Genomic DNA, 24,585 nt, shown 5'->3' with positions numbered 1-24,585 from the left:
AGACGGGAGCGCCTCCCGCCTCCGGGGGCTCACCGGTGGTGCGTGGTGAGGCCGGCCAGGCCGGAGATGCTCAGGACCGGGGCCAGGAGCGGACCGGCGACGAGTTCGAGGCGGTCGGCGTGCGAGAAGAGGACGCTCAGGCCGGCGCTGTCGAGGTACTCGACGTCGGTCAGGTCGAGGACGAGCGGGCCGGGGGTGCCGTCGAGCGCGGCGGCCAGGCTGTGCGTGTTGCTCATGTCGATCTCGCCGACCGCGGTCAGCACAGCCGTGCCGTCCGGTCTGCGACCGGGCGTGAGGGTCAGTGGTGTGGTCATCAGGCGATCCTTGTGTGCATGTCGACGGTGGTCCCGGCGGGGCCCTGGGTGACGGTGACCTGTTGCATCAGGGCCCGCATCAGGGCCATGCCGCGGCCGCGATGGGCGTTGCGCTCGGGTTGGGGGACCTTCCAGCGCCCGGTGTCCGCGATGGTCAGGCGCAGGTTGTCGACGGACGCCTCGGCGCGGAAGTAGACGTCGTCGCCGGGGGCGTCGCGGTGTCCGTGCTCGATGGCGTTGGCACAGGCCTCGCCTGCCGCCACGAGGATGTTCTGCACGGTGCCCGGCGGCAGGTCGCACTGGTCGAGCCAGCCGCGCAGGGCCGTGCGGACGGGGGCGAGCTGTCCCGATTCCGCGGGGAAGGTCATCTCCAGCGGGGCCGGGTGGCGGTAGAGCAGCAGGGCGACGTCGTCGTCGTAGCCGCCGGCGGGGGCCAGCCGGGACATGACGTCGGTGGCGAGGTCGTCGATCGCGGTGTTCCGGCCCTCCTGGAGCGCTTCGCCCGCCTGGTCGATGCCCGCGCTGAGCGGCCGGCGGCGGCGTTCGACGAGTCCGTCGGTGTACAGCAGCAGGGTGGAGCGGGCGGAGAGGGTGCAGCTGCCCTCGGGGCGCGGGGTGCCGGGACGGACGGCCAGGGGCAGGGAGCGTCCGTCCTCGAGGAGCCGGGTGGTGCCGTCGGGGCGGACGAGGATGCCCGGGGGGTGTCCGGCGCTGGAGTAGGTGAGTTCTCCGGTCGCGGCGTCGAGGACCCCGCAGAAGACGGTGGTGCACACCGCGCCGGGAACGCCCGCGGCGAACCGGTCCAGGGCCATGAGCGCCTGGGCCGGACCGGCGTCCTGCAGCAGCAGGGCGCGGCAGGCGCTGCGCAACTGGCCCATGACGCTGGCGGCCTCCAGGCCGCGGCCGACGCAGTCGCCGACGACGATGCCGATGCGTCCGTCGGGCAGGGTGACGGTGTCGTACCAGTCGCCGCCGACCTCCAGGGGCCGGGTGGCCGGCTCGTAGCGGACGGCGAAGCCGTCGGGCAGCCGGGACGGGCCGAGGATGGCGCGCTGCAGGGCGATGGCGGTCTCGCGCTGCTGGTCGATCTGGTGCGCGCGGGCCAGGCCCTGGGCCAGGCGTCCGGCCAGGAGGGACAGCAGCAGCTGGTCCTCGCCGGTGAAGGGGCGCTGTTCCTCCAGGTCGATCCGGAGGACGAGCGGACCGTCGGGGTGCTCCAGGAGGACGGCGGCCCCGCTCCGGTCGGTGACGGGGGTGAGCTCCGGCTGCCGGCGCAGGTCCTCGAGCGCCCGGCGGCGCCCGGCGGACAGTCCCGGCCAGGTGAGGGCGGGGTCGGTGGCGGTGAGGAGGGGTTCGTCGCCGGGGCCGAAGACCGCGGCCGCGACGTATCGGGCCTGCCACACCCCCTTCAGCTCCTCCAGGGCGCCGGCCGTGGCGTCGGCGAGGCTGGTGGCCTGGGAGAGACGGGCGCCCAGGGCGGCCAGGGCGCTCTCGCGCTGGACGGCGTAGTGCTCGGCGGTCACGTCGCGGAATGTTCCGACGATCACGGTGCGGCCGGTGTCGGGGTCCTGGACCTGGTTGAAGGTGGCGGTCACCCACAGGCGGTGTCCGTCGCGGTGGGTGACGGGGATGGTGTAGCTGCCCCGCTCCCGGCCGGTCAGCGTGGCGAAGGCCTCGGCCACCTGGCGGTGGGCCTCGGGGTGGGCGGCGGCGTCCGGCCACCAGGGGTGGACCGGCCGGTAGGGCAGGTCCTCGGGGCCGTAGCCGAGGATGGAGGTGAAGGAGGCGTTGATCTCGATGACCGCGCCCTCCTCGTCGCAGACGAAGAAAGCCTCCTGGAGCGAGTCGATCAGGGCGGTGCGCCACCGGGCGTGGTGGTTGCGCAGCCGGGCCAGCTTCACGTTGGCCTCGACCCGGGCGAGGAGTTCGGCCGCCGCGAACGGCTTGACGAGGTAGTCGTCCGCGCCCGCCCGCAGGCCCTCGATGGACGCCTCCTGTCCCGCGCGGGCGGACAGCAGCAGGACCGGCACCGAGGCGGTGCGCGGGTCGACGCGCAGCGCCCGGACCAGGTCCAGGCCGTTCAGGCGGGGCATCATGACGTCGCTGACCACCACGTCGGGAGCCTCGGCGCGGACGGCGTCGAGGGCCTGCCGACCGTCGTCGACCGCGTGGACCCGGTAGCCGGCGCCGCGCAACAGCCGGGCGAGGTACTCGCGCATGTCGGCGTTGTCGTCGGCGATCAGCACCCGTGCGGAGGCCGTCGGACGGGCCGTCCGTACGTCGTCGCCGGTCTCCGAGGTGTCCGGCGCGTCCTCGAACGCGGGGTCGGTCGCCGTGGTCCGTTCGCCCGGCAGCCAGCGCAGGGCTTCCTGGACGAAGGGGTCGGCGGTGGCGGGGTACGTGCCGGCGCCCGTCTCCGGGCCGGTGGCGTGGGCGTCCGTCTCCGGCCGGACGGCGCCGGCGGGCAGGTGGGCGGAGCCGAAGGGGAGACGGATGGTGAAGCGGGTGCCCTCCCCCTCGGTGGAGTCGGCGGTGATGGTGCCGCCGTGCAGGCCGACCAGCTCCTTCACCAGGGCCAGGCCGATGCCGCTGCCCTCGCCGGAGCGGGAGCGGGCGTTCTCGATGCGGTGGAACCGCTCGAACAGCCGGGGCATCTCCTCGGTCGCCACGCCGATCCCGGTGTCCGCGACCGTCACCACGGCCTCGCCGTCCTCCGCGCGCACGCCCACGTGGATCGCGCCGTCGAAGGTGAACTTCAGCGCGTTGCTGAGCAGGTTGAGGACGACCTTCTCCCACATGCCGCGGTCGACGTACACCGGTTCGGGCAGCGGTGCGCAGTCGACCCGGAAGTCCAGGCCGGCCCTGTCGACGGCGGAGCGGAACACACTGGCCAGGTCGCCGGTGACCGCGGCCAGGTCGACCGGTTCGTAGCCGGCCCGCATCCGGCCCGCCTCGATGCGGGAGAAGTCGAGGAGCGTGTTGACCAGCTTGCCCAGCCGCAGTCCGTTGCGGTGGATGGCCTGGAGTTCCTCCCGTACGTGCGGCTCCGCGTCGGCGAGCCGCTGCCGCAGTTCCTGGAGCGGTCCCATGATCAGGGTCAGGGGGGTGCGGAACTCGTGGCTGATGTTGGAGAAGAACGTCGTCTTGGCCCGGTCGAGTTCGGCGAGTTCCTCGGCCCGGCGCTGCTGCGCCTGGTAGCCGCGGGCGCTGGTGACTCCGGTGGCCAGGTGTCCGGCGACCAGTTCCACGAAGCCCCGGTAGCCCTCGTCCAGGGCGCGGTAGCGGTTCAGGCCGGCCACCATGAACCCGTACGGCGCGGCGCCCTGCTGGAGCAGGGGGACGACCAGCGCCTGCGCGGGCGCCTCCTGCCACGCTCCGGAGGGCAGGTCCGTGAACGGCTCGCCGTCCAGGGGCACGAGCAGGGACTCCCCGCGGGCCGGGACGTCCGTCGGCCACGCGGACGTGGAGTCCGCGGGAAGGATCTCCGCCGCCGCCGGGTGGCCGGCCGGGATGCCGACGGCCGAGGCGAGGCGGGCGGTGCCGTCGTCGTGGAAGAGGTAGGTCAGGGCGAACGGCAGGTCGTGCGGGTTGCGGCCGAGTTGCCCGCCGGCGAAGTCGAGCACTTCCGGCTCGGTGCGGATGACGCTCGGGTCGGAGCCCAGATCGCGCAGGGTCGCCATGCGGCGTTCGCCGATGACCCGCTCCGTCTCCTCGCTGACCACGCACAGCATGCCGACCACGGTGCCGTCGTCGTCGCGCAGCGGGCTGTAGGAGAAGGTGTGGTAGCTCTCCTCGGTGTAGCCGGAGCGCTCGACGAACAGCAGCAGCGCCTCGTCCCAGGTCGCCTCGCCGCCGGTCAGGACGGTGTCGATGCGCGGACCGATGTCGCTCCAGATCTCGGACCACACCTCGCGGGCGGGACGGCCCAGCGCCCAGGGGTACTTCTGGCCCAGGGTGTCGCGCCGGTAGGCGGCGTTGCAGAAGAACGTCAGCTCCGGCCCCCACGCCATCCACATGGCGAACTTCGACGACAGCAGGATGCTCACGGCGGTCCGCAGGCTCTGCGGCCAGTCCTGCGGCGGTCCCAGCGGCGTCGCCGACCAGTCCACCCGGGCGAGGTCCTCACCGATCTCCTTGTCGGCGGCGAACACCCCGGTCGCAGCTGTCGACGGCGTGGGCCCACCGGCCTCCGAGCGCGTCACGGACCACCCTTTCGTTCACCTCGGCCCCGGTGCGGGGCACCGGCCGCGGACCGCTTCCACGGACGCCGTCGAGGACCGGAGGCGACGGATCCGGGGTCCGAGGAGACCGCCGGAGTGTTTCCGTACCGCCCGGTGATCCACCGGCGTATTCCGTAGGATAAGACAATCGCGCGGGTGGTGGCCGCGGTGGTCGACGGGGGTCGGGAGGCCGGACGGCGGCGACCGGGCCCGTAGTGGCCCCGTCGCGCCGGCCCCGTTTCACACGGGCCGGGTCAGGCGCGGCCGCGCAGGGCGGCCTCGTAGGCCTCGTCGGGGTCGAGCCGGCGCAGTTCCTCGGCGATCAGTTCGGCGGTGGGGCGGACCTTGAGGGCGAGGACCCGGTGGGGCTGGCCGGGGATGGAGAGGCGGGCCACGGGGCCGTCGGGCCGGTCGATGAGGATCTCGCCGTCCGGGGTGCCCATGCGGACGGCGGTGATCACGGGGCCGTCGGTGACGACCCGGTCGACGGGGACGCCGAGCCGGGCCTCGAACCAGCGGGCGAGGAGTTCGGCGCTGGGGTTCTCCGCCTCGCTCTCGACGGCGGCGGAGGTCACGGTGAGCGGCGCCTGGTCGAGCGCGGCGGCCAGCATCGAGCGCCAGGGGGTGAGCCGCGTCCAGGCGAGGTCCGTGTCGCCGGGGGCGTACGAGGCGGCGCGGACCTCCAGGACGGTGAGCGGGTCCTCCACCGCGTACGCGTCGGTGATGCGGCGCTGGGCGAGCGAGCCGAGCGGGTCCTCGGAGGGGACCTCGGGTGCGTCGACGGGCCACCAGACCACGACGGGCGCGTCCGGCAGGAGCAGGGGCAGGACCACGGACTCGGCGCGGGCGCAGAGTTCGCCGTGGAGCCGGAGCACGACCGTCTCGCCCGAGCCGGCGTCGCTGCCGAGCCGGACCTCGGCGTCGAGCCGGGTCTCGTGCCGCTCGCGGGGGGCGCGCGCGTGGCGCTTGATGACCACGAGGATGCGGGAGGGGTGTTCCCGGGAGGCCTCGTTGGCCGCCTTGACGGCGTCGTAGGCGTTCTCCTCGTCGGTCACGACGACGAGGGTGAGCACGGCGCCGACGGCGGGGGTGCCGACGTCCCTGCGGCCCTTCAGGATCGTCTTGTTGATCTCGCTGGAGCTGGTGTCCGTCAGGTCGATCTTCATGTCGCGGCGCCCGTCCCTTCCTCTCCGGCGAGCCTAACCCTCCCGCGCGGCGAACGCGTCCGGGCGCCCGACGGCTCCCGTCAGGACTGCTCGGGAGCCGGTTCGGAGTCCGGTTCGGGGGACGCCTGGTCCTGGGCGCGGCGGCCGACGACCGCGGCGGCGGCGAGCGCGGTGCCGAGGAAGGCGACGGCCACCACCCAGCGCCGGTCGAGGACGTGTCCGGTGAGGTGGTCCAGGGAGTAGCGCCCGGCGCCGGTGACGCCGATCGCGGCGGCGGTGAAGCCGAGGAAGGCGGGGTACTCGTAACCGCCGCCCTGGGCGAAGAAGCCGGCCGGGGCGTGCACCGAGACGGCGCCCGTCATGGCTCCGGCCGCGGCGGCCCCGGCGGCCGGGGTGGCGAGGCCGAGGGCGAGGAGGGCGCCGCCGCCCGCCTCGCCGAGACCGGCGGCGATCGCGCTCTGCCGGCCCGGCGAGAAGCCCATCGCCTCCATCGCTTTGCCGGTGCCCTCGACGCCTCCGCCGCCGAACCAGCCGAAGAGTTTCTGCGTGCCGTGCGCGGCGAGCACGGCGCCGGTGCCGACCCTCAGCACGAGCAGTCCGAGATCGCGTCGGTTGGGGTGGGCCATGGGGTGCTCCAGGTGCGGGAGGGGGACGCGTACGCCGCCCACTGTCGTCGCCCTCCGGGACGTCTGCCCTCCGAGCCCCGGATCCGTACTCCGTACGAGTCACCTTTTGCGGCTTTTGTCCGCCGTTGTTTTAGTGGGAGGCCCGTCGCCGTCCCGGGACCGTCACGAGTCGTGTCCCCGGAAGCGGTCCGAGGGGGGCCGGTACGCACGACCGCCGGGACCGCACCCCCACGAAAGGACGGACCCCGTCCCATGACACGGACTCACGACCGATCCCATGAACGCCGCCGGGACCGGGAGGCCCCGGCCGGGCCCCTCGGCGTGCTGGCCGGCGCCGCCTGGCAGGCCCTGCTCCTCGCCGGCTTCGTGGCGCTGGTCCTCGGCGTCCTCGTCCTGGTCTGGCCGAGTGCCTCGCTGGTCGTGGCCGGCGTGCTCTTCGGCCTGTACCTGCTGTTCAGCGGTGTGATGCAGCTGGTCGCCGCCTTCGGCACCCATGTGAGCACCGCGCTGCGGGTCATGGCCTTCATCAGCGGCGCCCTCTCGATCCTGCTCGGTCTGCTCTGCTTCCGGGGCGCGACGCAGTCGATCCTGCTGCTCGCGCTCTGGATCGGCATCGGCTGGCTCTTCCGGGGCATCACGCAGACCGTGGCGGCGGCCTCCGACCCGGCGGTGCCGGCCCGGGGGTGGCAGGTCTTCCTCGGCGTCGTCAGCGCGCTGGCCGGGGTGGTGCTGATCGTGTCCCCGCTGGAGTCGGCGGCGGTGCTCACGCTCCTCGGCGGCATCTGGCTCGTCGCCGTCGGCACCGTCGAGATCGTCACGGCCCTCCAGGTGCGCTCGCGCGCCGGGAAGCTGCCGTCGGGAGTCTGACGGGGCCCCACGGGCCCGTTCCACCCGCTTCCGCCGTCCGTCCGGTCTCCGGGCGGACGGCGGACGTCTTTGACGCGTGCGCTACATTTTGCCGGTCCTTGACCACCGATCCCCCGTGATCGCGAACCCTTCGGAGCCGGCATCCCATGAGCGACATCGTCAACGGTCTCGGCCGGACCAGCGCCTACGGCGCCCTCGGCGTGGTCCTGCTGATCCTCGGCATCGTGCTCGTGGACCTGCTGACCCCCGGCAAGCTCGGGCGGCAGATCTGGGAGGACCGCAACCGCAACGCCGCGATCCTGCTGAGCTCGGCGCTCCTCGGCATCGGCGGCATCGTCTTCACCTCGATCTGGACGACGTACGACGACTTCGGCAAGGGCCTCGTCTCGACCGCCGCGTTCGGTCTGCTCGGCCTGGTGCTGATGGCGGTGGCCTTCCTCGTCGTCGACCTGGTCACGCCGGGGAAGCTGGGCGCCACCCTGGTCGACCCCGAGCCGCACCCGGCGGTGTGGGTGACCGCCTCCTGCAACATCGCGGTCTCGGCGATCGTCTCGGCCTCGATCGCCTGATCCCCGGGGCTCAGTCCCCCATCGGCTCCACCTCCAGGAAGCGGCGTCCGCGCGGCCCCTTGTAGAGCAGGGCGTCCCAGCCGAGCCGGGCCAGGACGGGGACGCACGCGCCGAGCGCCTCCGCCTCCTCCCGCGCGGCGCCGGCGCCCGGCGGCCCCGGCCACTCCACCACGGCCGTGCCGGGCCGCTCCCCCGCCCGGACCCGGTAGCCGGTGGAGGTCCGCGCCCCGGCGGCGTCCACGGACGAGGGCGTGATCCCGCCGGCCTCCAGGACCAGGGCCACCGCCCGGACCGGCTGCCGGCGCTCCCAGTCGGCGGGCACGGCCTGCGGGTCGCCGCCCCGGGTCAGCCGTCTGATCCCGAGCAGCCCGTCGAGGGCCGCGCGGACCTCACGGGAGCGCTGCTCGGCGTCGGCCGGGAGCGGTCCGTCGCCCGTGGCCGCCTCGAAGACGCCGCCCCCGTCCCCGTCTCCCCGTACCGTCACCGCAGCCGCCGGATGTCGCCGCGGACCCGGTAGAAGCCGCCCGCGGCGGGGTGCAGGGCGTCGACCACGTACCGCGTGCCGGGCTCGCGGATCGCGCGCGGGAACTGCACGTTCCACGAGGAGTCGTAGCCCCCCGAGACGACCCGCACCCGGGTCCGGCCCGATTCGTTCACGCACTCCACGACCACCGCGCCGGCCGGGGCGTCGCTGACGACGGTCACGGCCGTGGCGGTCGTGGCGGGCTCGTACACCGGCAGCGCGGCGGCGAGCTTGACGTCCCGGGCGACCGGGACCGTGCCCCCCTGGGCGGCCGTGATCGCCGCCTCGCTCGCGTCCACGCAGACCAGCGAGCCGTCGGTGGTCACCAGGTAGAGCCGCTCGTCCCGGTACTGCATGGAGAGCGCCGAGCCGCCGCCCGTGCCGAGCTTCCACAGCCGGGTGCCGTCCTCCGCGAAGCAGTAGACGGAGGAGGACGAGTCGCCCGCGAAGACGAACCGGCCGCCGGGCGAGGTGGCGCAGGAGTACACCGCGCTGTCGCAGGAGTACACCGCCTCCACCCGCCCGTCCTTCTTCGCGAGCCGCTGCACCTTCCTGCGGCCCGTGCCCGCGTAGACCGCGGTGTCCTCCTGCCAGCCGAAGAGGACCGCGCCGTCGGTGGCCGTGTGCCACAGCTCGCCGCCGCCGTCCGGCGCGTGGGCCGCGACGCCGCGCGTGTCCCCGTAGTAGACGGCGTCGCCGTCGGCGCGGACCATCCAGGCGTGCTCGCCCCGGCCGCCGCGCGCCCACTGGTGCTCGTCCTCGTGGTCGATGACGGTGAGCCGGCCGGAGCGGTCGGCGACGTGCAGGACGCCCTCGTGGATGTCGAGCCAGAAGATGTCGACGTCGGTGGCGATGTCGTACGCGGCGAAGGGGAGCTTGGACGACAGGTCGTACACCTTGCCGTCGTCGCAGCCGGCGTAGATCCAGAAGTCGTCGGCGACCAGGCACTTGACGCCGTCCGGCAGGCTGAAGCGGGCCTGGACCTCGCCGGTGCGGTCGAGCGTGAAGACGTCCCCCGCCTGGTTGCCGACCCAGCAGCGCTCCTCGTCCACGTGGATGCCGAAGGCGGCCGAGCCCGTCCGGAAGCGCCAGAGGACCGGGGCGACGGCCCGCGCGGTGGAGGGCGCCGAGGTCACCGCGCGGCGCGTCACCGGGCGGGCGGCGCGCGCTCCGCGCACCGCGGGCGCGTAGCCCTTGCGGACCTTCTCCCCTATCTTCTTCGCGGCGGCGGCCCGGGCCTTCTCCGCGGTCGGGAACGCGGAGCGCTGCGTCTGCCCGTCCGTGCCGATCCGGCCGTAGCGGACCGACACCGCGAGGTCCTCGACGGTCACTTCGTAGAACTTGTGGGCACCGCCGCCGTCCTGCGACAGCTCCAGGTAAGTCGTCGTCATGGGAGGAACGTTAGGGGCGGCCACTGACAACGCCCCGCGGCGAGGACGGGGGGCGTCGTCGGCTCCTCCGGCCGGCCGCCGCCGTGGCGTGGGCCAGCGGGTCGGCCAGGACGTCGCGGAGGACGAGGGCCGCCGCGCCCCGGGCCGCGTCGGTGGCGGCGGAGGCCGGGCGCAGGCGGCCCGCGTCCGGGGTCCAGAGGCCGGAGACGACGCGGCCGGCGAGCTCCTCCGTCAGGGCGGGCGCCAGCCAGGGCATCAGGCGCGGGTAGATGCCGCCCAGGACGACGGCCTCGGGGTCCAGGAGGTTCACGGCCCCCGACAGGGCGCGTCCGAGCATGCGGCCCGCCTCCGCGAGGGCGGTGAGGGCGCGCGGTTCCCCGGCTCCGGCGCGGCGCGCCAGGTCGGGGACGCCGGTCGCCCCGGCCGCGGCGAGGAGGGCCGCCTGTCCCGCGTACTGCTCCAGGCAGCCGCGCGAGCCGCAGCGGCAGCGGGGGCCTTCGGCGTCGACGACCGTGTGCCCGATCTCGCCGGCGAATCCGTGCGCGCCGCGCAGGAGTTCGCCGTGGACGACGATCGCGCCGCCGACGCCGATCTCCCCCGTCAGGTGCAGGAAGGTGCGCACCTCTCCGAGGGAGCCGAACCACAGCTCGGCGAGGGCAGCCGAGTTCGCCTCGTTGTCGGAGGCGACGGGGAGGCCGGCGGTGGCGGGGCGCAGGGCGGTGAGGGCCTCGGCGAAGAGGTGTTCGGCGGGGACCTCGTTCCAGCCGAGGTTGGGGGCCTGCCGGACGGTCCCGCCGGAGACGAGGCCGGGCAGGGCGAGCCCGGCCCCCGCCGGGAGGAGCCCGAGTCCGGCCGCCTCGTCCAGGGCTCCGGCCGCGATGCGGGCGGCCCGGGCCAGGACCTCGCCGGCGCCGGCCTCGCGGTTGTCGAGGTGCTCGGTGCGCCGGACGCGGTCGGTGCCGGTCAGGTCGGCGACGCAGGCGGTGACGTAGTCGACGTTGATCTCGACGCCGAGTCCGGCGGGGCCGGTGTCGGCCGGCTTCAGGACGGTGCCCGGCCGTCCCGCCTGCCCGCTGAAGGTCTTGCCCGACTCGACGAGCAGGCCGAGGCCGAGGAGCTGCTCGACGAGGGAGGAGACGGCGGGCCGGGTGAGTCCGACGCGGGCCGCGACGGCGGCCCGGGTGGTCTCGCCCGCCTCGTGGACGGTCCGCAGGACGAGGCTCAGGTTGTGCCGGCGCACTCCCGACTTGTCGGCCTTGGGTTCCGTGGGCTGGTTCATGGTGAGCGAGAGCCTAGTCGTCCGTTTCGTTCGCACGGCAACGGCGTCCGGGGTGGTGGCGTCCGGTGCCGGGGCCCGGTGTCCGAACCGTTCCTCGTCGGGCTCCGGCCGCGGCACTTCCGCACGACCGCCGCGACCGGACGTGCGACCTGCGACCTGCGAGGGCCGCCGGGCGCCCCGTACGGGAGGAGGAGCGGGCCTCGTCCTCCCCTCTCCACCGCCCCGCGGAGATCGGCCCGTTGTCAGTGCCCCCTCCTGCATGGGCGCCATGAAGATCACCAAGCGGGTACTCGCGGAGGCCTGGCAGCGGACGGCCGCGCGGCACGCCCTGCTCGACGGGGTGGGGCTGCCGCCGGTGGCGCGCTCGGAGGACGAGCCGGACGAGTGGGCCGAGGGGACGCGGGGCGAACCGGCCGAACAGGCGAAGGACGGCGATCTGTGCCTGCTGGTCGGGGAGGACGGCACGGTACGCGGCCGCTACGGCCTCCACCAGGAGGTGTTCGTCACCCGCGACCTCGACGAGGCCGTCTTTCTGATCGCCGAGGCCGCGGTGCGGCGGCGCGGCGGCGGGCTCACGGAGGTGGCCGAGGCGCTGGAGCGGATCGATCCGGCGTGGGGCAGGCGGTTCCGCGGTGGCGAGCCGGACGGCACGGGGGCGGTCGAGCCGTGCGGGCGCGACCCCCTGGAGGGGTTCGCCCGGACAGCCGGGTCCTGGCGGGAGCAGGACCCGTACACGACGCTCGCCTTCTTCCGCGCGGCGCCCGGGCGGACCGTCGACGCCGAGCGGCTGGCGCTGCTGTACGGGGCCGATCCCGCGCAGGTCGCGGCCGGTACGCGTCTGAAGGACCTGAAGGCCGTGGACGACGGCCGGGTCCACTGGGACCGCCAGTGGGAGAGCTGCTGCTTCGGGCAGGCGGGCGGGTGGACGTTTCTGCTGCACCACGACACGCCCCCGGGGGCCTTAGCCGACAAGGAGGCGTACGCGGCGCTCGGGATCGAGGAGAGCGTGCGGCTGAGCGCCACCTCCGCGAAGGCGATCTACAGCTTCGACTACCTGCGGGGCGATCGCCGCGTCGACGACGGCGACCCGTGCGTGCTGGAGCCGATCTGGTACGAGCGCGGCCACGCCCCATATCTGCGGGGAGGCGAGCTGGACTTCCTCAACCGGGCCCTACGCCGTGCCGAGCTGGACCACCCCGAGCTGACCAGCAGGTTCGAGCTGTACTTCCACGCCCTGGAGGAGTCCCTCGGCCTGCGTCTGCCCCGCCGGGACTTCGCGGAGGGGGAGGTGCGGGCCGCGTACTGGGCCGGGGAAGGACGGTGAGCGGTGCGGGGTACCGCGCCGGGCGGCGCGGTACCGTCCGTGACGTGCCGGCCGGGCTCCGGGGGCCGTCCCGCCGATCGTGCCGGGTCCGCGCCGTCCGGCGGGAGACTCCCTAGTACCGGTTGCCGTTCCGGCGGTGGTACGCGTCGCTGCTGGTCGGCATGGAGTCGTGGACGGAGCGGGCGTTGAAGGAGACCCGGTCGGCCTGGGCCTGCCGTCGGGCCTCTTCCTCCTGGAGCAGGCCCTCGACCGTGTCCGGTCGGCCTCCGCCCCGGCGGTGCACGACGACGAACGCCAGTGCCCCGACACCGATGATGACCCCGAACAGGACGAGCAGAGCGGTCATGTGTCCCTCCCCCGTGGTTACCGGCAGGGTAACCCGGAGGTCATGACCGGGCCAGGGTCCGGCGGCGAAGTGGATCAAGTCCGTTCCGCTTCCTCGCCTCCGTCAGTTCAGCAGGGTGGGCGTCGCGGCCGCCAGGACCCCGGCGATGCGGTCCCAGCTCTCCCCGTCGTGGGGCAGCGGGGGCAGGACCTCCCCCGCTCCCGTGCCCCACGCGGCGGCCAGGGCGACGGGGTCGGAGCCGGTGGCGGCGCCCGCCGCGAGGGCGGCCGCGCCGAGGGCGACGAGTTCGCCGGCGGCGGGGACGACCAGGGGTCGGCCGGAGAGCCTGCGGACCGTGTCGGTCCAGACCCGGCCGCGCGCGCCGCCCCCGATCAGGCGCAGCGGCCGGTCCCGTACGTCCGGCGCGGCCGGGTCGAGACCGCAGGCGGCGAGGAGTCCGTCGAGGGCGCGGAGGACGGTGAAGGCGGCGCCCTCGTAGGCGGCGCCGAGGACCGACCGGGGGTCCGTGCCGTGCCGGAGGCCGGTGACGAGTCCGGCGGCGTGCGGGAGGTCGGGGGTGCGTTCGCCGTCGAGGTACGGCAGGACGACGACGCCGCCGCCGGGCAGGGCGTCCTCCCGGTCCAGGCCGAGGAGTTCGGCGAACCGGTCGACGGCGAGGGTGCAGTTGAGCGTGCAGCCGAGCGGGAGGTACGTGCCGTCGCCGTCGGTGGCGGCGAAGCCGGCGAGCCCCGGGGCGGTGGGGCGGACGCGGGTCGCGGCGAAGACCGTGCCGGAGGTGCCGAGGCTGACGACGGGGTGGTCGAGCAGGCCCGCGCCGCCGAGGCCGAGCCCGACGGCGGCGGCCATGTTGTCGCCGGTCCCGGCGGCGACGGCGACCGTGCGGGGCAGCCCGAGGGCCTCGGCAGCCGCCGGAGTGAGGGTGCCGACGCGGGTGGCGCCGGTGGGGGCGAGGGCGGGCAGCAGGGCCGGGTCGAGGCCGACGAGGTCGAGGACCTCCGGGTCGTAGGCGCCGGTCGCGGTCCCGTACCAGCAGGTTCCCGAGGCGTCCCCGGGGTCGGTCACGGCGGTCCCCGAGAGGCGTTCGGTGAGGTGGTCGTGCGGGAGGCGGACGGCGGTGACGGCGTCGGCCCGCTCGGGTTCGCGCTCGCGCAGCCACTGCCACTTGGCGGCGGTCATGGAGGCGACGGGGACGGACCCCGTCCGGGCCGTCCAGGCCTCCGGTCCGCCGAGGCGGGCGGCGAGGGCTGCGGCCTGGGGCGCGGAGCGGGTGTCGTTCCAGAGCAGCGCGGGCCGCAGGGGCCGCCCGCCGGGGCCGAGGACGACGAGGCCGTGCTGCTGGCCCGCGACCGCGATGCCGGTGACGGACGCGGCGGGAACGCCCGCGTCCCGTACGGCCGAGCGGACGGCGGCGACGAGCGCCGTCCACCACTCCCCCGGGTCGCTCTCGCGCGCCCCGGCGGTCCCGGTGACGGTGTGCGGGGCGCGGCCGACGGCGAGGAGCTCGCCGGTGTCGGCGTCGACGGCGGCGGCCTTGGCGGACTGCGTGGAGCTGTCCACGCCGATCACGACGGAGCGGCTCGCGGGCACGCCCTCACCTCGTCTCGGTCTCGTCTCTCGACGGCGGTCTTCCGGAAGTCCGTCTCGGGTCGTTCCGGGCGCGGGTCTGGCGCGCCGGCCCCCCGTCCCGTATTAGTTATCTCAGAAAACAAATCCGGTGGCCAGCCCCCGGACGGCGTACGAGAGAAGGACACACCATGCCGGAGCGCTTCTCCCCCACCCCCGCGGACCGCTTCACCTTCGGTCTCTGGACCGTCGGCTGGCAGGGCCGCGACCCCTTCGGCGAGGCCACGCGCCCCGCCCTCGACCCCGTGGAGACCGTCGAGCGGCTCGCCGCCCTCGGCGCGTACGGCGTCACCTTCCACGACGACGACCTGATCCCCTTCGGCACGCCGGAGACCGAGCGCGACGCACTCGTGAAGCGCTTCCGGGCCGCCCTGGACCGCACGGGGCTCGCCGTGCCGATGGCCACCACGAACCTCTTCGCCCACCCCGTCTTCAAGGACGGCGCGTTCACCGCCAACGACCGGGACGTGCGCCGCTTCGCCCTGCGCAAGACCCTCCGCAACATCGACCTCGCCGTCGAACTCGGCGCGACCGTCTACGTGGCGTGGGGCGGCCGGGAGGGCGCCGAGTCCGGCGCGGCGAAGGACGTGCGGGTCGCGCTCGACCGGATGAAGGAGGCCTTCGACCTGCTCGGCCAGTACGTCACCGAGCAGGGCTACGACCTGCGCTTCGCGATCGAGCCCAAGCCGAACGAGCCGCGCGGCGACATCCTCCTCCCCACCGTCGGGCACGCCCTCGCCTTCATCGAGCGCCTGGAGCGCCCGGAGCTCGTCGGCGTGAACCCGGAGACCGGGCACGAGCAGATGGCCGGCCTCAACTTCCCGCACGGCATCGCGCAGGCGCTGTGGGCGGGCAAGCTGTTCCACATCGACCTCAACGGACAGTCGGGCATCAAGTACGACCAGGACTTCCGGTTCGGGGCGGGCGACCTGCGCCAGGCGTTCTGGCTGGTGGACCTCCTGGAGACGGCCGGGTACGAGGGTCCGCGCCACTTCGACTTCAAGCCGGTGCGCACGGACGGCGCCGACGGGGTGTGGGAGTCCGCGAGGAACTGCATGCGCAACTACCTGATCCTGAAGGAGCGTTCGGCCGCCTTCCGCGCCGATCCGGACGTCGTGGCCGCGCTGGCCGCCTCCCGGCTGCCCGAACTCGCCGTCCCCACGGCCGCCGACGGCCTCGCCGGGCTGCTCGCCGACCCCACGGCGTACGAGACGTTCGACGCGGACGCGGCGGCGGCGCGTTCGATGGCCTTCGAGCACCTCGACCAGCTGGCCCTGGAGCACCTCCTCGGGGTACGCCGATAGGCGCGCGGTGTCGGCCGGGCGCGCGGCGGCGCCCTGTGCCGGGCCGAGGATGCCAGACTACGGACCGCGTCAGACCCCGCGCCGAACCGTCCCCGAGGAACCGTGATGCGTGTCGCCCTCTTCGTCACCTGCGTCAACGACGCCGTCTTCCCCTCGACGGGCGTGGCCACGGTCCGGCTGCTCGAACGGCTCGGCGTGGAGGTCGACTTCCCGGCCGCGCAGACCTGCTGCGGGCAGCCGCAGTTCAACACCGGCTACCGCGAGGAGACCGTTCCCCTCGTACGGCGCACGGTGCGGGCCTTCGAGGGGTACGACCACGTCGTCGTCCCGTCCGGTTCGTGCGCGGCCATGGTCCGCCACCACTACGGCCCGTTCGGCGCGCGGGTGCCGGGGGCGGCGGACCTGGCGCCGCGCGTGTACGAGCTGACGGAGTTCCTGGTGGACGTGCTCCGCGTGACGGACGTGGGCGCGTACTTCCCGCACCGGGTGACGTACCACCCCTCCTGCCACGGCCTGCGCCTGCTGGGGCTCGGGGAGCGGCCCCGGCGGCTCCTGGAGGCGGTGGAGGGACTGGACCTGGTGGAGCTGCCGGGCGCGGAGGAGTGCTGCGGCTTCGGCGGCACCTTCGCCGTGAAGAACCCCGACGTCTCGGCGGCCATGGGCGCCGACAAGATCGCGAACGCCCTGTCCACGGGCGCGGGGGTGCTGTGCGGCGCGGACAACTCCTGTCTGCTGCACCTGGGCGGCATGCTGAGCAGACGGGGGGCGCCGCTGCGCGCGCTGCACCTGGCGGAGATCCTGGCGAGTACGGAAGAGGAGCCCTGGCGGTGAGCGACGAGAGGACCCGTACGCCGGAGCCCGATCCGGTCTTCGTCGGCATGCCGGCCTTCCCGGAGGCCGCGCGGCGGGCGGTCGGCGACACGACCCTGCGGGCCAACCTCCGGCACGCCACCCGCACGATCCGGGACAAGCGGGCGCGGGCGGTGGCCGAGCTGGACGACTGGGCGGCGCTGCGCGAGGCGGGGAAGCGGATCAAGGACGAGACGCTCCGTCATCTGGACACGTACCTGGTCCGGTTGGAGGAGGCGGTGACGGCGGCGGGCGGGACCGTGCACTGGGCACAGGACGCGGCCGAGGCGAACCGGATCGTGACCGGTCTCGTGCGGGCCACCGGGGAGAGCGAGGTCGTCAAGGTCAAGTCGATGGCCACGCAGGAGATCGGGCTCAACGAGCACCTGGAGGCCGAGGGGATCGCCGCGTACGAGACGGACCTGGCGGAGCTGATCGTGCAGCTCGGCGAGGACCGGCCCTCGCACATCCTGGTCCCGGCCATCCACCGCAACCGGGGCGAGATCCGCGACATCTTCCGCGAGAAGATGGCGAGTTGGGGGCGACCGGCGCCGGAGGGGCTGAGCGATTCCCCGGCCGAGCTGGCGGAGGCGGCACGGCTGCACCTGCGGGAGAAGTTCCTGCGCGCCAAGGTCGGGATCTCGGGGGCGAACTTCATGGTCGCCGAGACCGGCACCCTGGTCGTGGTGGAGTCCGAGGGCAACGGCCGCATGTGCCTGACCCTGCCCGAGACCCTGATCTCGGTCGTCGGCGTCGAGAAGGTGGTGCCGACCTGGCGGGACCTGGAGGTCTTCCTCCAGACCCTGCCCCGCTCCTCCACGGCCGAGCGGATGAACCCGTACACCTCGATGTGGACCGGCACCACCGACGGCGACGGCCCCTCGGCCTTCCACCTCGTCCTGCTCGACAACGGGCGCACCGCCGCCCTCGCCGACGAGGTGGGACGCCAGGCCCTGCGCTGCATCCGCTGCTCGGCCTGCCTGAACGTCTGCCCGGTGTACGAGCGGGCCGGCGGCCACGCGTACGGCTCGGTCCACCCCGGGCCCATCGGCGCGATCCTCACCCCCCAACTGCGCGGCACGGCGAGCGGGATCGACGCCTCCCTGCCCTACGCCTCCTCGTTGTGCGGCGCCTGCTACGAGGTCTGCCCGGTCGCCATCGACATCCCCGAGGTCCTCGTGCACCTGCGGGGAAAGGTCGCGGAACAGGGCGGCCACCGCCTGGAGAAGGCCGTGATCAAGGCCTCCGCCTGGGTGCTGGACCACCCGGAGGCGCTGGCCGCCGGTGAGCGCCTCGCCTCCCGCACCCGAGGACTCCACCCCCGTCGGGCGCCGGGGCCGGGCGCCCGGCAGTGGAGCGAGAGCCGCGACCTGCCGGAGATGCCCGCCGAACCGTTCCGCGACTGGTGGAGGAAGAACCGCACATGACCGACTCACGCGCGCGCGTCCTCGCCCGGATCCGCGCCGCCGTCGCGGACGCGCCCGAGCCGCCCGCCGTCGCCCGCGACTACCGGACCGGCCACACCGCCGAGGACCCGGCGGCCCTCGTCGACCTGCTCCACGAGAACCTCGTCGACTACCGGGCGCACGTCCACCGCACCGGTCCGGACGGCCTGGCCGGGCTGATCGCCCGGCTCCTGGCGGAGCGCGGCGCCCGCGGCGTCGTCGTGCCGCCCGGACTGCCCGCCGACTGGCTCGACGCCACGGAGGCCGTCCGGCGGACCGACGAACCCCGGCTGTCCCCGTACGAACTGGACGGCGTCGACGCCGTGGTGACGGGGTGCGCGGTGGCGGTCGCCGAGACCGGCACGATCGTCCTCGACGGCGGCCCGGGGCAGGGGCGGCGCGCCCTCACCCTCGTTCCCGATCTGCACCTGTGCGTGGTCCGGGTCCCGGACCAGGTCGTCGCCTCGGTCCCCCGGGCGCTCCCCCGGCTCGACCCGGCGCGCCCGCTGACCTGGATCTCGGGCCCGTCGGCGACGAGCGACATCGAACTCGACCGCGTCGAGGGCGTCCACGGGCCCCGGACCCTGGAGGTGATCCTGGTGGCGGACCGCTGACGGGTCCGGACCCGTCCGCACTTCCCTTCTCTTCTTCAAGTCACCGTGTCGGCAAGGAACTTCGGGGTAGCCGGGTGGTGGGCCGGTCCGCCTCCGGATCAGCTCTCAAGGTGATCGTCCCGAAGGAGTGGAACATGACGACGCAGTACGGCAACCATCCCACCGGCCAGCAGACGCGCGGGGCGAACGGCAACGTGCTGAGCATCATCGCGATCGTGCTGGGCGTGGTCGCGATCATCTTCTTCCCGATCGTGTTCGGTGTGATCGGCCTGGTCCTCGCCGTCATCGCCAAGTTCGTCCGGCACGAGCGGCTCTCCACCGTCGCCCTCGTGGTCAGCGCCGCGGGCCTGGTCCTGGGCATGGTCCTCGGCGCCGTGGTCGCGAGCGCGTGACCCGGTGACCCGATAGGCCGAGGACTCCGCACCGGAACCGTCCCGGCCGGTGGCCGTACCCCCGCACGCGTGGGGTACGGCCACCGGCCGGGGCGGTTCCGCGTCCGTGCGGCCCGGCGGCCGGCCGCGCCGGGTCAGCCCAGCAGGTCGGGCGCGCGCAGCACCTCGGGCGGGACGCCCCAGGCGTCGACCAGGTCGGCCGCGAGGGGGCGGACCTTGCGGCAGAGGTCGTTCACCTCGCGGGTGATCGCCTTGGAGCGCTGGACGGTCAGCCGGCCGTGCTCCATGAACCAGGCCCGGTCCGCCTCGATCGTCGAGAGGGCGAACAGGTCGCACAGCAGGCCGAGCGCCACCTTGTTGCCGCCCTCCGGCAGTGTCCGCACCTTCTCGACGAACGCTTCGAGGACCAGCCGTTCGACGTGCGCGTGGGCGAGCGCGATGACGTGGTCCTGCACCTGCGAGAAGACGGCGCCGGGGTCGCGCTTCTGGTCGATCCCGCGCTTGAGCCGCCGGGCCACGCCGGCGAGCATGTGCTCCTCGCGGTAGCGGACCATGGCGAGCTGGTACTCCGGGTCGAGCAGCCCGGCCTCCCGGTCCCACTCGTCCCCGCCCGGCAGCAGGTCGCGGACCCGTTCGAGCAGCTTGTGGGCCGAGGTCCGCTCCATGACCGTCTCGACGGCGAGGCCGGTGACGTAGCGGACCGTGCCGAGCTGGTCGAGGTCCTCGAACTCGCTGGCGTGATCGGTGAGCAGGCCCTTGGCCACGAGCTGGAGGAGGACGTGGTTGTCGCCCTCGAAGGTGGTGAAGACGTCGCTGTCGCCCTTGAGGGCGGCGAACCGGTTGACCGCGAGGTAGCCGGCGCCGCCGCACGCCTCGCGGCACTCCTGGACGGTCCGGGTGGCGTGCCAGGTGCCGAGCGCCTTGGTGCCCGCGGCCCGCGATTCGAGCCGGCGCCTGGCCGGCGGGTCGTCCTCGGTGCCGGAGAAGACCTCGTGGAGCTGTGCGCGGACGACGTCCTGCGCGAAGTGCAGCGCGTACGTGCGCGCGACGAGGGGGAGCAGACGGCGCTGGTGGAGCCCGTAGTCGAGGAGGAGCTGCTCCTCCGCTCCCGGGTTCGCCTCGAACTGCCTGCGCCGTACGGCGTACTTCACGGCGATCGTCAGGGCGACCTTGGCGACGTTGACCCCGGCGCCGCCGACGCTGACCCGGCCCTGGACCAGGGTGCCGAGCATGGTGAAGAAGCGCCGGTTCGGGTTCTCGATCGGGCTCGTGTAGACGCCTTCGGGGGTGACGTCGGCGAACCGGTTGAGCAGCGCCTCGCGCGGCACCCGCACGCCGTCGAACCGGATGCGGCCGTTGTCCACGCCGTTGAGGCCCATCTTGCGCCCGTCGTCCTCGATCCGGACGCCGGGCACGACCCGGCCGCCGGACCGGAGGGGCACGACGAACGCGTGCACGCCCTCGGACGTGCCGTCCACCTCCAACTGGGCGAAGACGACCGCGAGTTCGCCGTGGCGGGCGGCGTTGCCGATGTAGTCCTTGCGCGCTCCGTCGTCGGGGGTGGTGAGGACGAACTCCCGGCTCGCGGCGTCGTACCTGGCGACGGTGCCGAGCGCCTGGACGTTGGAGCCGTGGCCGGTCTCGGTCATCGCGAAGCACCCCATCAGGCGCCCGGTGATCAGGTCCGGCAGATGGGCGGCGTGGTGGCGCTCGGTGCCCAGGTGCAGGATCGCGCCGCCGAAGAGGCCGAACTGCACGCCGGTCTTCACCAGTACCGACAGGTCGCCGAAGGCCAGCGTCTCGAACGCGGCGATCGAGGCCCCGACGTCACCGCCCCCGCCGTACTCGCCCGGGAAGCCCATGCCGGTCTGTCCCGTCGCGGCCATCGCGACCACGATCTCGCGCACCCGCTCGCGGAACGCGTCGACGCCGAGTTCGTCGGCCTCCTCCAGGACGGAGGCGTGCGTCACCAGATTGGTCCGGACGAGGTCGCGGATTCCGGCGTACTCGCCGTCGAGGACCTCGGCCAGTGCCGGGACGTCGATCTCGGGCTGTACGTAGCGGCTCGGGGAAGTGGTTGCGTCGCTGGTGGCCATGCACCTTCGCTACCCCGCCCCGGGGCGGCCAAGCGGGGCAGGAGGCGGAGGTCCCGCTCCCCCCTGCTCGCGCGCCGCGGGGGCTCAGGCCTCCTCGGCCGTGGCCTCGCGGGGCGACCGGGCGGCCCTGCGCCTGCGGTACGCCACCGTGCCGCAGACCGCGAGGAGGAGGACGGCGACCGCGGCCACCCCGAGCGCCGTCCGCTCGGCGAACAGCCTCGCCAGGATCTCGAACGCCCCGAGGCCGACGGTCGCGTAGACCAGCGCCCAGGCCGCCCCTCCCACGAACAGCGCGGGGAGGTAGCGCGGCAGGGGCATGCGCATGCTGCCCGCGAGGAAGTTGGCGGCGGTCTGGAAACCGACGGTCAGGAAGGAGACGGCGACCACCGGAGCGCCCCACCGCTGGATCGCCCGTTCCGCGCGCAGGAACTTGGCCGATGAGATCCGCCCGGCGAACCTGCTGCGCCGGGCGCCGGCGGCGGTGAGCCACCCGACGGCGAACGTCCCCCCGGCGCGCAGCAGGACGATGACGTACAGCGCGGCGGCCGTGAGCGCGACCTCACGCATGGTGCCCCGCCCCGGGACGGACGTCCCGCGCCGCCCGCTCCGAAGGGGCCGCCCCGGCGGGTCCTCGGCGGGCACACGCCCGGTCTCCGTCTCTCACCTGGGATCCGCCCCTGCCCGCTTCCGTCTCCTGCGCCTCCGCCGTGGCGGCTCCGGAGTCCCGGCCCGGCGCCGAGCCGGGTCCGTCCGGCACGGCCAGGTTAACCGAACGGCCGTACAGCGCGGGTACACGGCCCGGACGCCGGGACGGGACCCGCGCTCCGGGTGCCCCGCGCGACCGCCGGGAGACGCGCGGCCCGAGCGCCCCGTCCCCGGTTCCACACTCCCTCCCACCAGGCACGGAGAGCCACGGGAAGGGACGGAAAGCGACGGGAAAGTCGGGGGCATGGTTCACGTCCGGCCGGGCAGCCGCAGGACACACCGGGCCGCCGCCACATGGGCGGGGCCCGCGCAGCACAGGACCACTCGACCACAAGGAGTCGCCGTGACCGTTCGGATCGGGGTCGAGGAAGAGTTTCATGTGATCGACGCCGAAAGCGGGGAGCTGACGCCGCGGGCCGACTCCGTACTCCGCCGGCTGACCCGGCACGGCGACGTCTTCACCGAAGAGCTTTCGCGGTCCGTCGTGGAGTCCAACAGCGAGGTGCACTCCTCCCTCGACACCCTCTTCGCGGACCTGTCCGCGTCCCGCGGCCTGCTCGACCGGGCCGCCTCCGCCCAGGGACTGGCGATCGCCGCGGCGGGCACCGCGCCGCTGGCCCGGCTGGGCACGATCCCGCCGGCGTCCGACCCGCGCTACCTGCGCATGACCGGCGAGTACCGCCGGCTCGCGGACGAGCAGCTGATCTGCGGCGCGCACGTCCACGTCGACGTGCCCGACAAGGACACCGCCGTACGCGCGATGTGCGCCGTCGCCCCCTGGCTGCCGACCCTGCTGGCGCTCTCGGCGAGTTCGCCCTACTGGCTCGGCAGCGACACCGGCTACGCCAGCTGGCGCACCATGGTCTGGCAGCGCTGGCCCACCGCCGGCCCGCCCGGGTGCTTCTCCGGCGCGGCGGAGTACGACCGGGCGGTGGAGGAGCTGATCGGCTCGGGAGTCATCAGCGACCCCGGCATGATCTACTACGACGTCCGTCCCTCGGCGCACCTGCGGACGCTGGAGCTGCGCGTCTGCGACGCCTCCCCGCGCGTCGAGACGGTGGTGCTGATCGCCGCCCTCTTCCGCGCCCTCGTGGTGGAGGCGTGCGAGCGGATCGGCCTCACCGGTGACGTCGCGTGCGACGGGCGGCACGAGTGGCTGCGGGCCGCGACCTGGCGTGCGGCCCGGTCGGGCCTGGAGGGCGACCTGGTCGACCCCTCCACCCGCCTCGCCGCACCGGCTCCGGAGGTCGTGCGCGGCATGCTCCGGCGGTTGCGCCCGACCCTCGAGGAGTACGGGGACTGGGACACCGTGCGGTCCCTCGCGGAGGAGGCCCTGGCGCACGGCAGCGCCGCGCACCGCCTGCGCGAGAGGGCCGTGGAGGAGGACCTCCTGGCGGGGGTGGACCGCATCCTGGCGGAGACCCGGGGGGAGTACCGGACGGTGGCGGGCGCCCGTGCCCGCCGACGCCCCGCCGTACGCCCGGACCTGCGGACGGACCGTACGGCGGCGAGCGCGTCGTGAACCGCGCGTGCGGCGGCCGCGCCCGGTAGCCGAGGGGAAGCGGTCCGGCGCGGACCGGTGACGGGGGCCGAGGTGGTCACGACCGTACCCGGGCGAGCCAGGCTCGCCCGGGTACGGTCTTCCGTGGCGCGTTTCAGGCCGGGCGGTCGTCGACCCGTTCGGAGGTCCGCGCGGCGTTCTTCAGCTGCGCGTTCTCCCGCTCGAGGTCGGCCATGCGCTGTTGCATGGGGCGCAGGGCCTCCTCCAGCTCGGCGGCGGTGTAGCGGGGTTCGATGTGCTGGGGGCAGTTCCAGTCGTAGGCCTCGACGGTGATCAGGACGATCCGCTCGACCGCGGCGCGGTAGTCGCCGGGCACCGGCGGACCGGCGGCCTCGGGCCATTCCGACGCCTCGGCCGTGCGGGCACGGCCGAGGATCTTCAGCCGGGTCCTGGACGGGTAGTCCATCAGCAGCAGCGCCACCCTGCTGTCGGAGTCGAGGTTCCCCGTGGTGATGTACTGCTTGTTCCCCCGGTAGTCGGCGAAGGCGAGCGTCTTGTCGTCGAGGGGGCGCAGGAAGCCGGGCGGCCCGCCCCGGTGCTGGACGTAGGGCCAGCCCGTGGAGCTGGTGCTCGCCAGGTAGAAACTGGTCCGGGTGGCGGCGAAGACCGCCTCGTCCTCGGTCAGCCGGTCGGCTTCGGCCGGTCCCGAGGTCATGTGCGCGTAGTTCCGGCGGCTTCCGTTCTGCTCCTGGTGGAGCCGGGCTTCCGGAGTGAAGAGGAGCTGTCCGTATCGGCTGGTCATGGGAGCGGCCTACCACCAGTACGCGGGGTAGCGGGCGGTCTTGCCGCTGCGGCCGGCGATGATGCCCACGCCGACCAGGACCAGGGTGGCCAGCAGCAGGAGCAGCAGGAAGAGGAGCGTCGGCGGCTGGGTCAGGACCACGATGACGGCGGTGGCGGCGGCCGGCGAGTGCGGGGCGCGGATCAGGGCCATCGCGCCGATGGACAGGCCTCCGGCGACCGCGGCGGTCCAGTACGAGTCGCCGCCGACCGCCAGGGAGGCGAAGCCGACCAGGGCGGAGACGAGCTGGCCGCCGATGACGCTGCGGGGCTGGGCCAGGGGGAGCGCGGGCGCGGCGAAGACCAGCGCGGCGCTCGCGGCCAGCGGCGGGATGAGCACGGTCTGGTCGAGGACCGTGCCGATGACGACCAGGAGGATCAGGGCCGTCACACCGCCCAGGGTGGCGACCGAGATGGCGGATTTCGCGGCGCGGGCGGGAGCCTTGCCGGCCAGCGCGGTGGCGAAGCGCCGCGAGGGGGCGAGCTCGGTGACCGGGGTTTCGGACATGGCGGGACCTTCCTCAGAGCTAAGTTAACGGTTGGAGCTTATCCTCATGCATTAGCTCCGTGGGGGAAGTCGGGAAGAGTCGA

The 24,585-nt window shown here is 74.2% G+C and carries 22 protein-coding genes; 9 read left to right on the top strand and 13 right to left on the bottom strand.

Translation table 11 applies throughout. From position 1 onward, the window contains the following. Nucleotides 1-29: 29 nt before the first annotated feature. From ACFY7E_RS11965 to ACFY7E_RS11950, 4 genes are all read right to left on the bottom strand, one after another. Nucleotides 30-314, bottom strand: a complete 285-nt coding sequence (locus ACFY7E_RS11965; RefSeq protein WP_389483544.1) for an STAS domain-containing protein — start codon at nucleotides 312-314, stop codon at nucleotides 30-32. Next, entirely contained in the window at nucleotides 314-4,516 is a 4,203-nt protein-coding gene (locus ACFY7E_RS11960; protein ID WP_389483541.1) for a SpoIIE family protein phosphatase, read from the bottom strand. The genes ACFY7E_RS11965 and ACFY7E_RS11960 overlap by 1 nt, the downstream gene beginning before the upstream one ends. 272 nt (nucleotides 4,517-4,788) lie before the next feature. Next, nucleotides 4,789-5,700, bottom strand: coding sequence for a glucose-6-phosphate dehydrogenase assembly protein OpcA (gene opcA / locus ACFY7E_RS11955; RefSeq protein ID WP_389483538.1), 912 nt, complete (start codon nucleotides 5,698-5,700; stop codon nucleotides 4,789-4,791). 80 nt (nucleotides 5,701-5,780) lie between these two features. Further along, complete coding sequence (locus ACFY7E_RS11950; protein WP_389483536.1) at nucleotides 5,781-6,326, bottom strand: DoxX family protein; 546 nt, start codon at nucleotides 6,324-6,326, stop codon at nucleotides 5,781-5,783. Between the two features lie 252 nt (nucleotides 6,327-6,578). On the opposite strand from ACFY7E_RS11950, the gene ACFY7E_RS11945 reads away from it, so the two are divergent. Beyond that, nucleotides 6,579-7,193 (top strand): HdeD family acid-resistance protein, encoded by a 615-nt coding sequence (locus ACFY7E_RS11945; protein WP_389483534.1) that lies wholly within the window; start codon nucleotides 6,579-6,581, stop codon nucleotides 7,191-7,193. Between the two features lie 146 nt (nucleotides 7,194-7,339). Continuing rightward, entirely contained in the window at nucleotides 7,340-7,762 is a 423-nt protein-coding gene (locus ACFY7E_RS11940; RefSeq protein ID WP_383435150.1) for a DUF350 domain-containing protein, read from the top strand. A 10-nt stretch (nucleotides 7,763-7,772) separates the two neighbouring features. On the opposite strand, the gene ACFY7E_RS11935 is transcribed toward ACFY7E_RS11940, so the two are convergent. From ACFY7E_RS11935 to ACFY7E_RS11925, 3 genes are read right to left on the bottom strand one after another with little or no spacing between them, the layout of a single operon-like run. After that, on the bottom strand, nucleotides 7,773-8,246 hold the full coding sequence (locus ACFY7E_RS11935; RefSeq protein WP_389483531.1) for a hypothetical protein: 474 nt from the start codon (nucleotides 8,244-8,246) through the stop codon (nucleotides 7,773-7,775). Then, complete coding sequence (locus tag ACFY7E_RS11930; RefSeq protein WP_389483529.1) at nucleotides 8,243-9,676, bottom strand: WGR domain-containing protein; 1,434 nt, start codon at nucleotides 9,674-9,676, stop codon at nucleotides 8,243-8,245. Before ACFY7E_RS11930 ends, ACFY7E_RS11935 begins: the two co-directional genes overlap by 4 nt. A gap of 10 nt (nucleotides 9,677-9,686) precedes the next feature. Then, entirely contained in the window at nucleotides 9,687-10,955 is a 1,269-nt protein-coding gene (locus tag ACFY7E_RS11925; RefSeq protein ID WP_389483527.1) for an ROK family protein, read from the bottom strand. A 268-nt stretch (nucleotides 10,956-11,223) separates the two neighbouring features. On the opposite strand from ACFY7E_RS11925, the gene ACFY7E_RS11920 reads away from it, so the two are divergent. Beyond that, nucleotides 11,224-12,279, top strand: coding sequence for a hypothetical protein (locus tag ACFY7E_RS11920; RefSeq protein WP_389483525.1), 1,056 nt, complete (start codon nucleotides 11,224-11,226; stop codon nucleotides 12,277-12,279). A 112-nt stretch (nucleotides 12,280-12,391) separates the two neighbouring features. Here the strand turns inward: ACFY7E_RS11920 and ACFY7E_RS11915 are convergent, their stop codons facing one another. Both ACFY7E_RS11915 and xylB read right to left on the bottom strand, forming a co-directional pair. After that, nucleotides 12,392-12,625 carry a hypothetical protein gene (locus ACFY7E_RS11915; protein WP_389483522.1) on the bottom strand — a complete coding sequence of 78 codons (234 nt, stop codon included), beginning with the start codon at nucleotides 12,623-12,625 and terminating at the stop codon, nucleotides 12,392-12,394. A gap of 102 nt (nucleotides 12,626-12,727) precedes the next feature. Continuing rightward, the gene (gene xylB / locus ACFY7E_RS11910; RefSeq protein ID WP_389483519.1) at nucleotides 12,728-14,212 is read right to left on the bottom strand and encodes a xylulokinase; all 1,485 of its coding nucleotides are present in this window, start codon (nucleotides 14,210-14,212) and stop codon (nucleotides 12,728-12,730) included. Nucleotides 14,213-14,379: 167 nt separating this feature from the next. On the opposite strand from xylB, the gene xylA reads away from it, so the two are divergent. The 5 genes from xylA (at nucleotide 14,380) to ACFY7E_RS11885 (ending at nucleotide 18,852) form a co-directional block, all read left to right on the top strand. Next, nucleotides 14,380-15,552, top strand: coding sequence for a xylose isomerase (gene xylA, locus ACFY7E_RS11905; RefSeq protein WP_389483516.1), 1,173 nt, complete (start codon nucleotides 14,380-14,382; stop codon nucleotides 15,550-15,552). Nucleotides 15,553-15,657: 105 nt separating this feature from the next. After that, nucleotides 15,658-16,383 (top strand): (Fe-S)-binding protein, encoded by a 726-nt coding sequence (locus ACFY7E_RS11900; RefSeq protein WP_389483514.1) that lies wholly within the window; start codon nucleotides 15,658-15,660, stop codon nucleotides 16,381-16,383. Between the two features lie 47 nt (nucleotides 16,384-16,430). Further along, nucleotides 16,431-17,828, top strand: a complete 1,398-nt coding sequence (locus ACFY7E_RS11895; RefSeq protein ID WP_389484190.1) for a lactate utilization protein B — start codon at nucleotides 16,431-16,433, stop codon at nucleotides 17,826-17,828. Continuing rightward, nucleotides 17,825-18,460: a lactate utilization protein C gene (locus ACFY7E_RS11890; protein WP_389483511.1), complete on the top strand. Its 636-nt coding sequence runs from the start codon at nucleotides 17,825-17,827 to the stop codon at nucleotides 18,458-18,460. Before ACFY7E_RS11895 ends, ACFY7E_RS11890 begins: the two co-directional genes overlap by 4 nt. A gap of 134 nt (nucleotides 18,461-18,594) precedes the next feature. Then, nucleotides 18,595-18,852 carry a hypothetical protein gene (locus tag ACFY7E_RS11885; RefSeq protein ID WP_389483508.1) on the top strand — a complete coding sequence of 86 codons (258 nt, stop codon included), beginning with the start codon at nucleotides 18,595-18,597 and terminating at the stop codon, nucleotides 18,850-18,852. Nucleotides 18,853-18,986: 134 nt separating this feature from the next. Here the strand turns inward: ACFY7E_RS11885 and ACFY7E_RS11880 are convergent, their stop codons facing one another. Both ACFY7E_RS11880 and ACFY7E_RS11875 read right to left on the bottom strand, forming a co-directional pair. Further along, on the bottom strand, nucleotides 18,987-20,948 hold the full coding sequence (locus tag ACFY7E_RS11880) for an acyl-CoA dehydrogenase (RefSeq protein ID WP_389483506.1): 1,962 nt from the start codon (nucleotides 20,946-20,948) through the stop codon (nucleotides 18,987-18,989). 84 nt (nucleotides 20,949-21,032) lie between these two features. Then, nucleotides 21,033-21,515 (bottom strand): DedA family protein, encoded by a 483-nt coding sequence (locus ACFY7E_RS11875; RefSeq protein ID WP_389483503.1) that lies wholly within the window; start codon nucleotides 21,513-21,515, stop codon nucleotides 21,033-21,035. A 481-nt stretch (nucleotides 21,516-21,996) separates the two neighbouring features. Between ACFY7E_RS11875 and ACFY7E_RS11870 the strand changes: the two genes are divergently transcribed. Continuing rightward, entirely contained in the window at nucleotides 21,997-23,175 is a 1,179-nt protein-coding gene (locus tag ACFY7E_RS11870; RefSeq protein WP_389483500.1) for a glutamate--cysteine ligase, read from the top strand. A 133-nt stretch (nucleotides 23,176-23,308) separates the two neighbouring features. Here the strand turns inward: ACFY7E_RS11870 and ACFY7E_RS11865 are convergent, their stop codons facing one another. Next, complete coding sequence (locus tag ACFY7E_RS11865; protein ID WP_389483499.1) at nucleotides 23,309-23,956, bottom strand: pyridoxamine 5'-phosphate oxidase family protein; 648 nt, start codon at nucleotides 23,954-23,956, stop codon at nucleotides 23,309-23,311. Nucleotides 23,957-23,965: 9 nt separating this feature from the next. Further along, a complete protein-coding gene (locus ACFY7E_RS11860) occupies nucleotides 23,966-24,502 on the bottom strand; it encodes an HPP family protein (RefSeq protein ID WP_389483496.1) in 537 nt (178 codons plus the stop codon). Nucleotides 24,503-24,585 lie beyond the last annotated feature (83 nt).

It is taken from the genome of Streptomyces sp. NPDC012825 (genome assembly GCF_042900925.1).
GTDB lineage: Bacteria > Actinomycetota > Actinomycetes > Streptomycetales > Streptomycetaceae > Streptomyces.
This window is presented reverse-complemented; position numbering and strand designations above follow the sequence as displayed.

Excerpts from the sequence above, each read along its gene's own strand:
- ACFY7E_RS11965 (WP_389483544.1), bottom strand. The coding sequence starts at position 314 with ATGACCACACCACTGACCCTCACGCCCGGTCGCAGACCGGACGGCACG.
- opcA (WP_389483538.1), bottom strand. The coding sequence starts at position 5,700 with ATGAAGATCGACCTGACGGACACCAGCTCCAGCGAGATCAACAAGACG.
- ACFY7E_RS11950 (WP_389483536.1), bottom strand. The coding sequence starts at position 6,326 with ATGGCCCACCCCAACCGACGCGATCTCGGACTGCTCGTGCTGAGGGTC.
- ACFY7E_RS11945 (WP_389483534.1), top strand. The coding sequence starts at position 6,579 with ATGACACGGACTCACGACCGATCCCATGAACGCCGCCGGGACCGGGAG.
- ACFY7E_RS11940 (WP_383435150.1), top strand. The coding sequence starts at position 7,340 with ATGAGCGACATCGTCAACGGTCTCGGCCGGACCAGCGCCTACGGCGCC.
- ACFY7E_RS11930 (WP_389483529.1), bottom strand. The coding sequence starts at position 9,676 with ATGACGACGACTTACCTGGAGCTGTCGCAGGACGGCGGCGGTGCCCAC.
- ACFY7E_RS11925 (WP_389483527.1), bottom strand. The coding sequence starts at position 10,955 with ATGAACCAGCCCACGGAACCCAAGGCCGACAAGTCGGGAGTGCGCCGG.
- ACFY7E_RS11920 (WP_389483525.1), top strand. The coding sequence starts at position 11,224 with ATGAAGATCACCAAGCGGGTACTCGCGGAGGCCTGGCAGCGGACGGCC.
- ACFY7E_RS11915 (WP_389483522.1), bottom strand. The coding sequence starts at position 12,625 with ATGACCGCTCTGCTCGTCCTGTTCGGGGTCATCATCGGTGTCGGGGCA.
- xylA (WP_389483516.1), top strand. The coding sequence starts at position 14,380 with ATGCCGGAGCGCTTCTCCCCCACCCCCGCGGACCGCTTCACCTTCGGT.
- ACFY7E_RS11900 (WP_389483514.1), top strand. The coding sequence starts at position 15,658 with ATGCGTGTCGCCCTCTTCGTCACCTGCGTCAACGACGCCGTCTTCCCC.
- ACFY7E_RS11895 (WP_389484190.1), top strand. The coding sequence starts at position 16,431 with ATGCCGGCCTTCCCGGAGGCCGCGCGGCGGGCGGTCGGCGACACGACC.
- ACFY7E_RS11890 (WP_389483511.1), top strand. The coding sequence starts at position 17,825 with ATGACCGACTCACGCGCGCGCGTCCTCGCCCGGATCCGCGCCGCCGTC.
- ACFY7E_RS11885 (WP_389483508.1), top strand. The coding sequence starts at position 18,595 with ATGACGACGCAGTACGGCAACCATCCCACCGGCCAGCAGACGCGCGGG.
- ACFY7E_RS11880 (WP_389483506.1), bottom strand. The coding sequence starts at position 20,948 with ATGGCCACCAGCGACGCAACCACTTCCCCGAGCCGCTACGTACAGCCC.
- ACFY7E_RS11875 (WP_389483503.1), bottom strand. The coding sequence starts at position 21,515 with ATGCGTGAGGTCGCGCTCACGGCCGCCGCGCTGTACGTCATCGTCCTG.
- ACFY7E_RS11865 (WP_389483499.1), bottom strand. The coding sequence starts at position 23,956 with ATGACCAGCCGATACGGACAGCTCCTCTTCACTCCGGAAGCCCGGCTC.
- ACFY7E_RS11860 (WP_389483496.1), bottom strand. The coding sequence starts at position 24,502 with ATGTCCGAAACCCCGGTCACCGAGCTCGCCCCCTCGCGGCGCTTCGCC.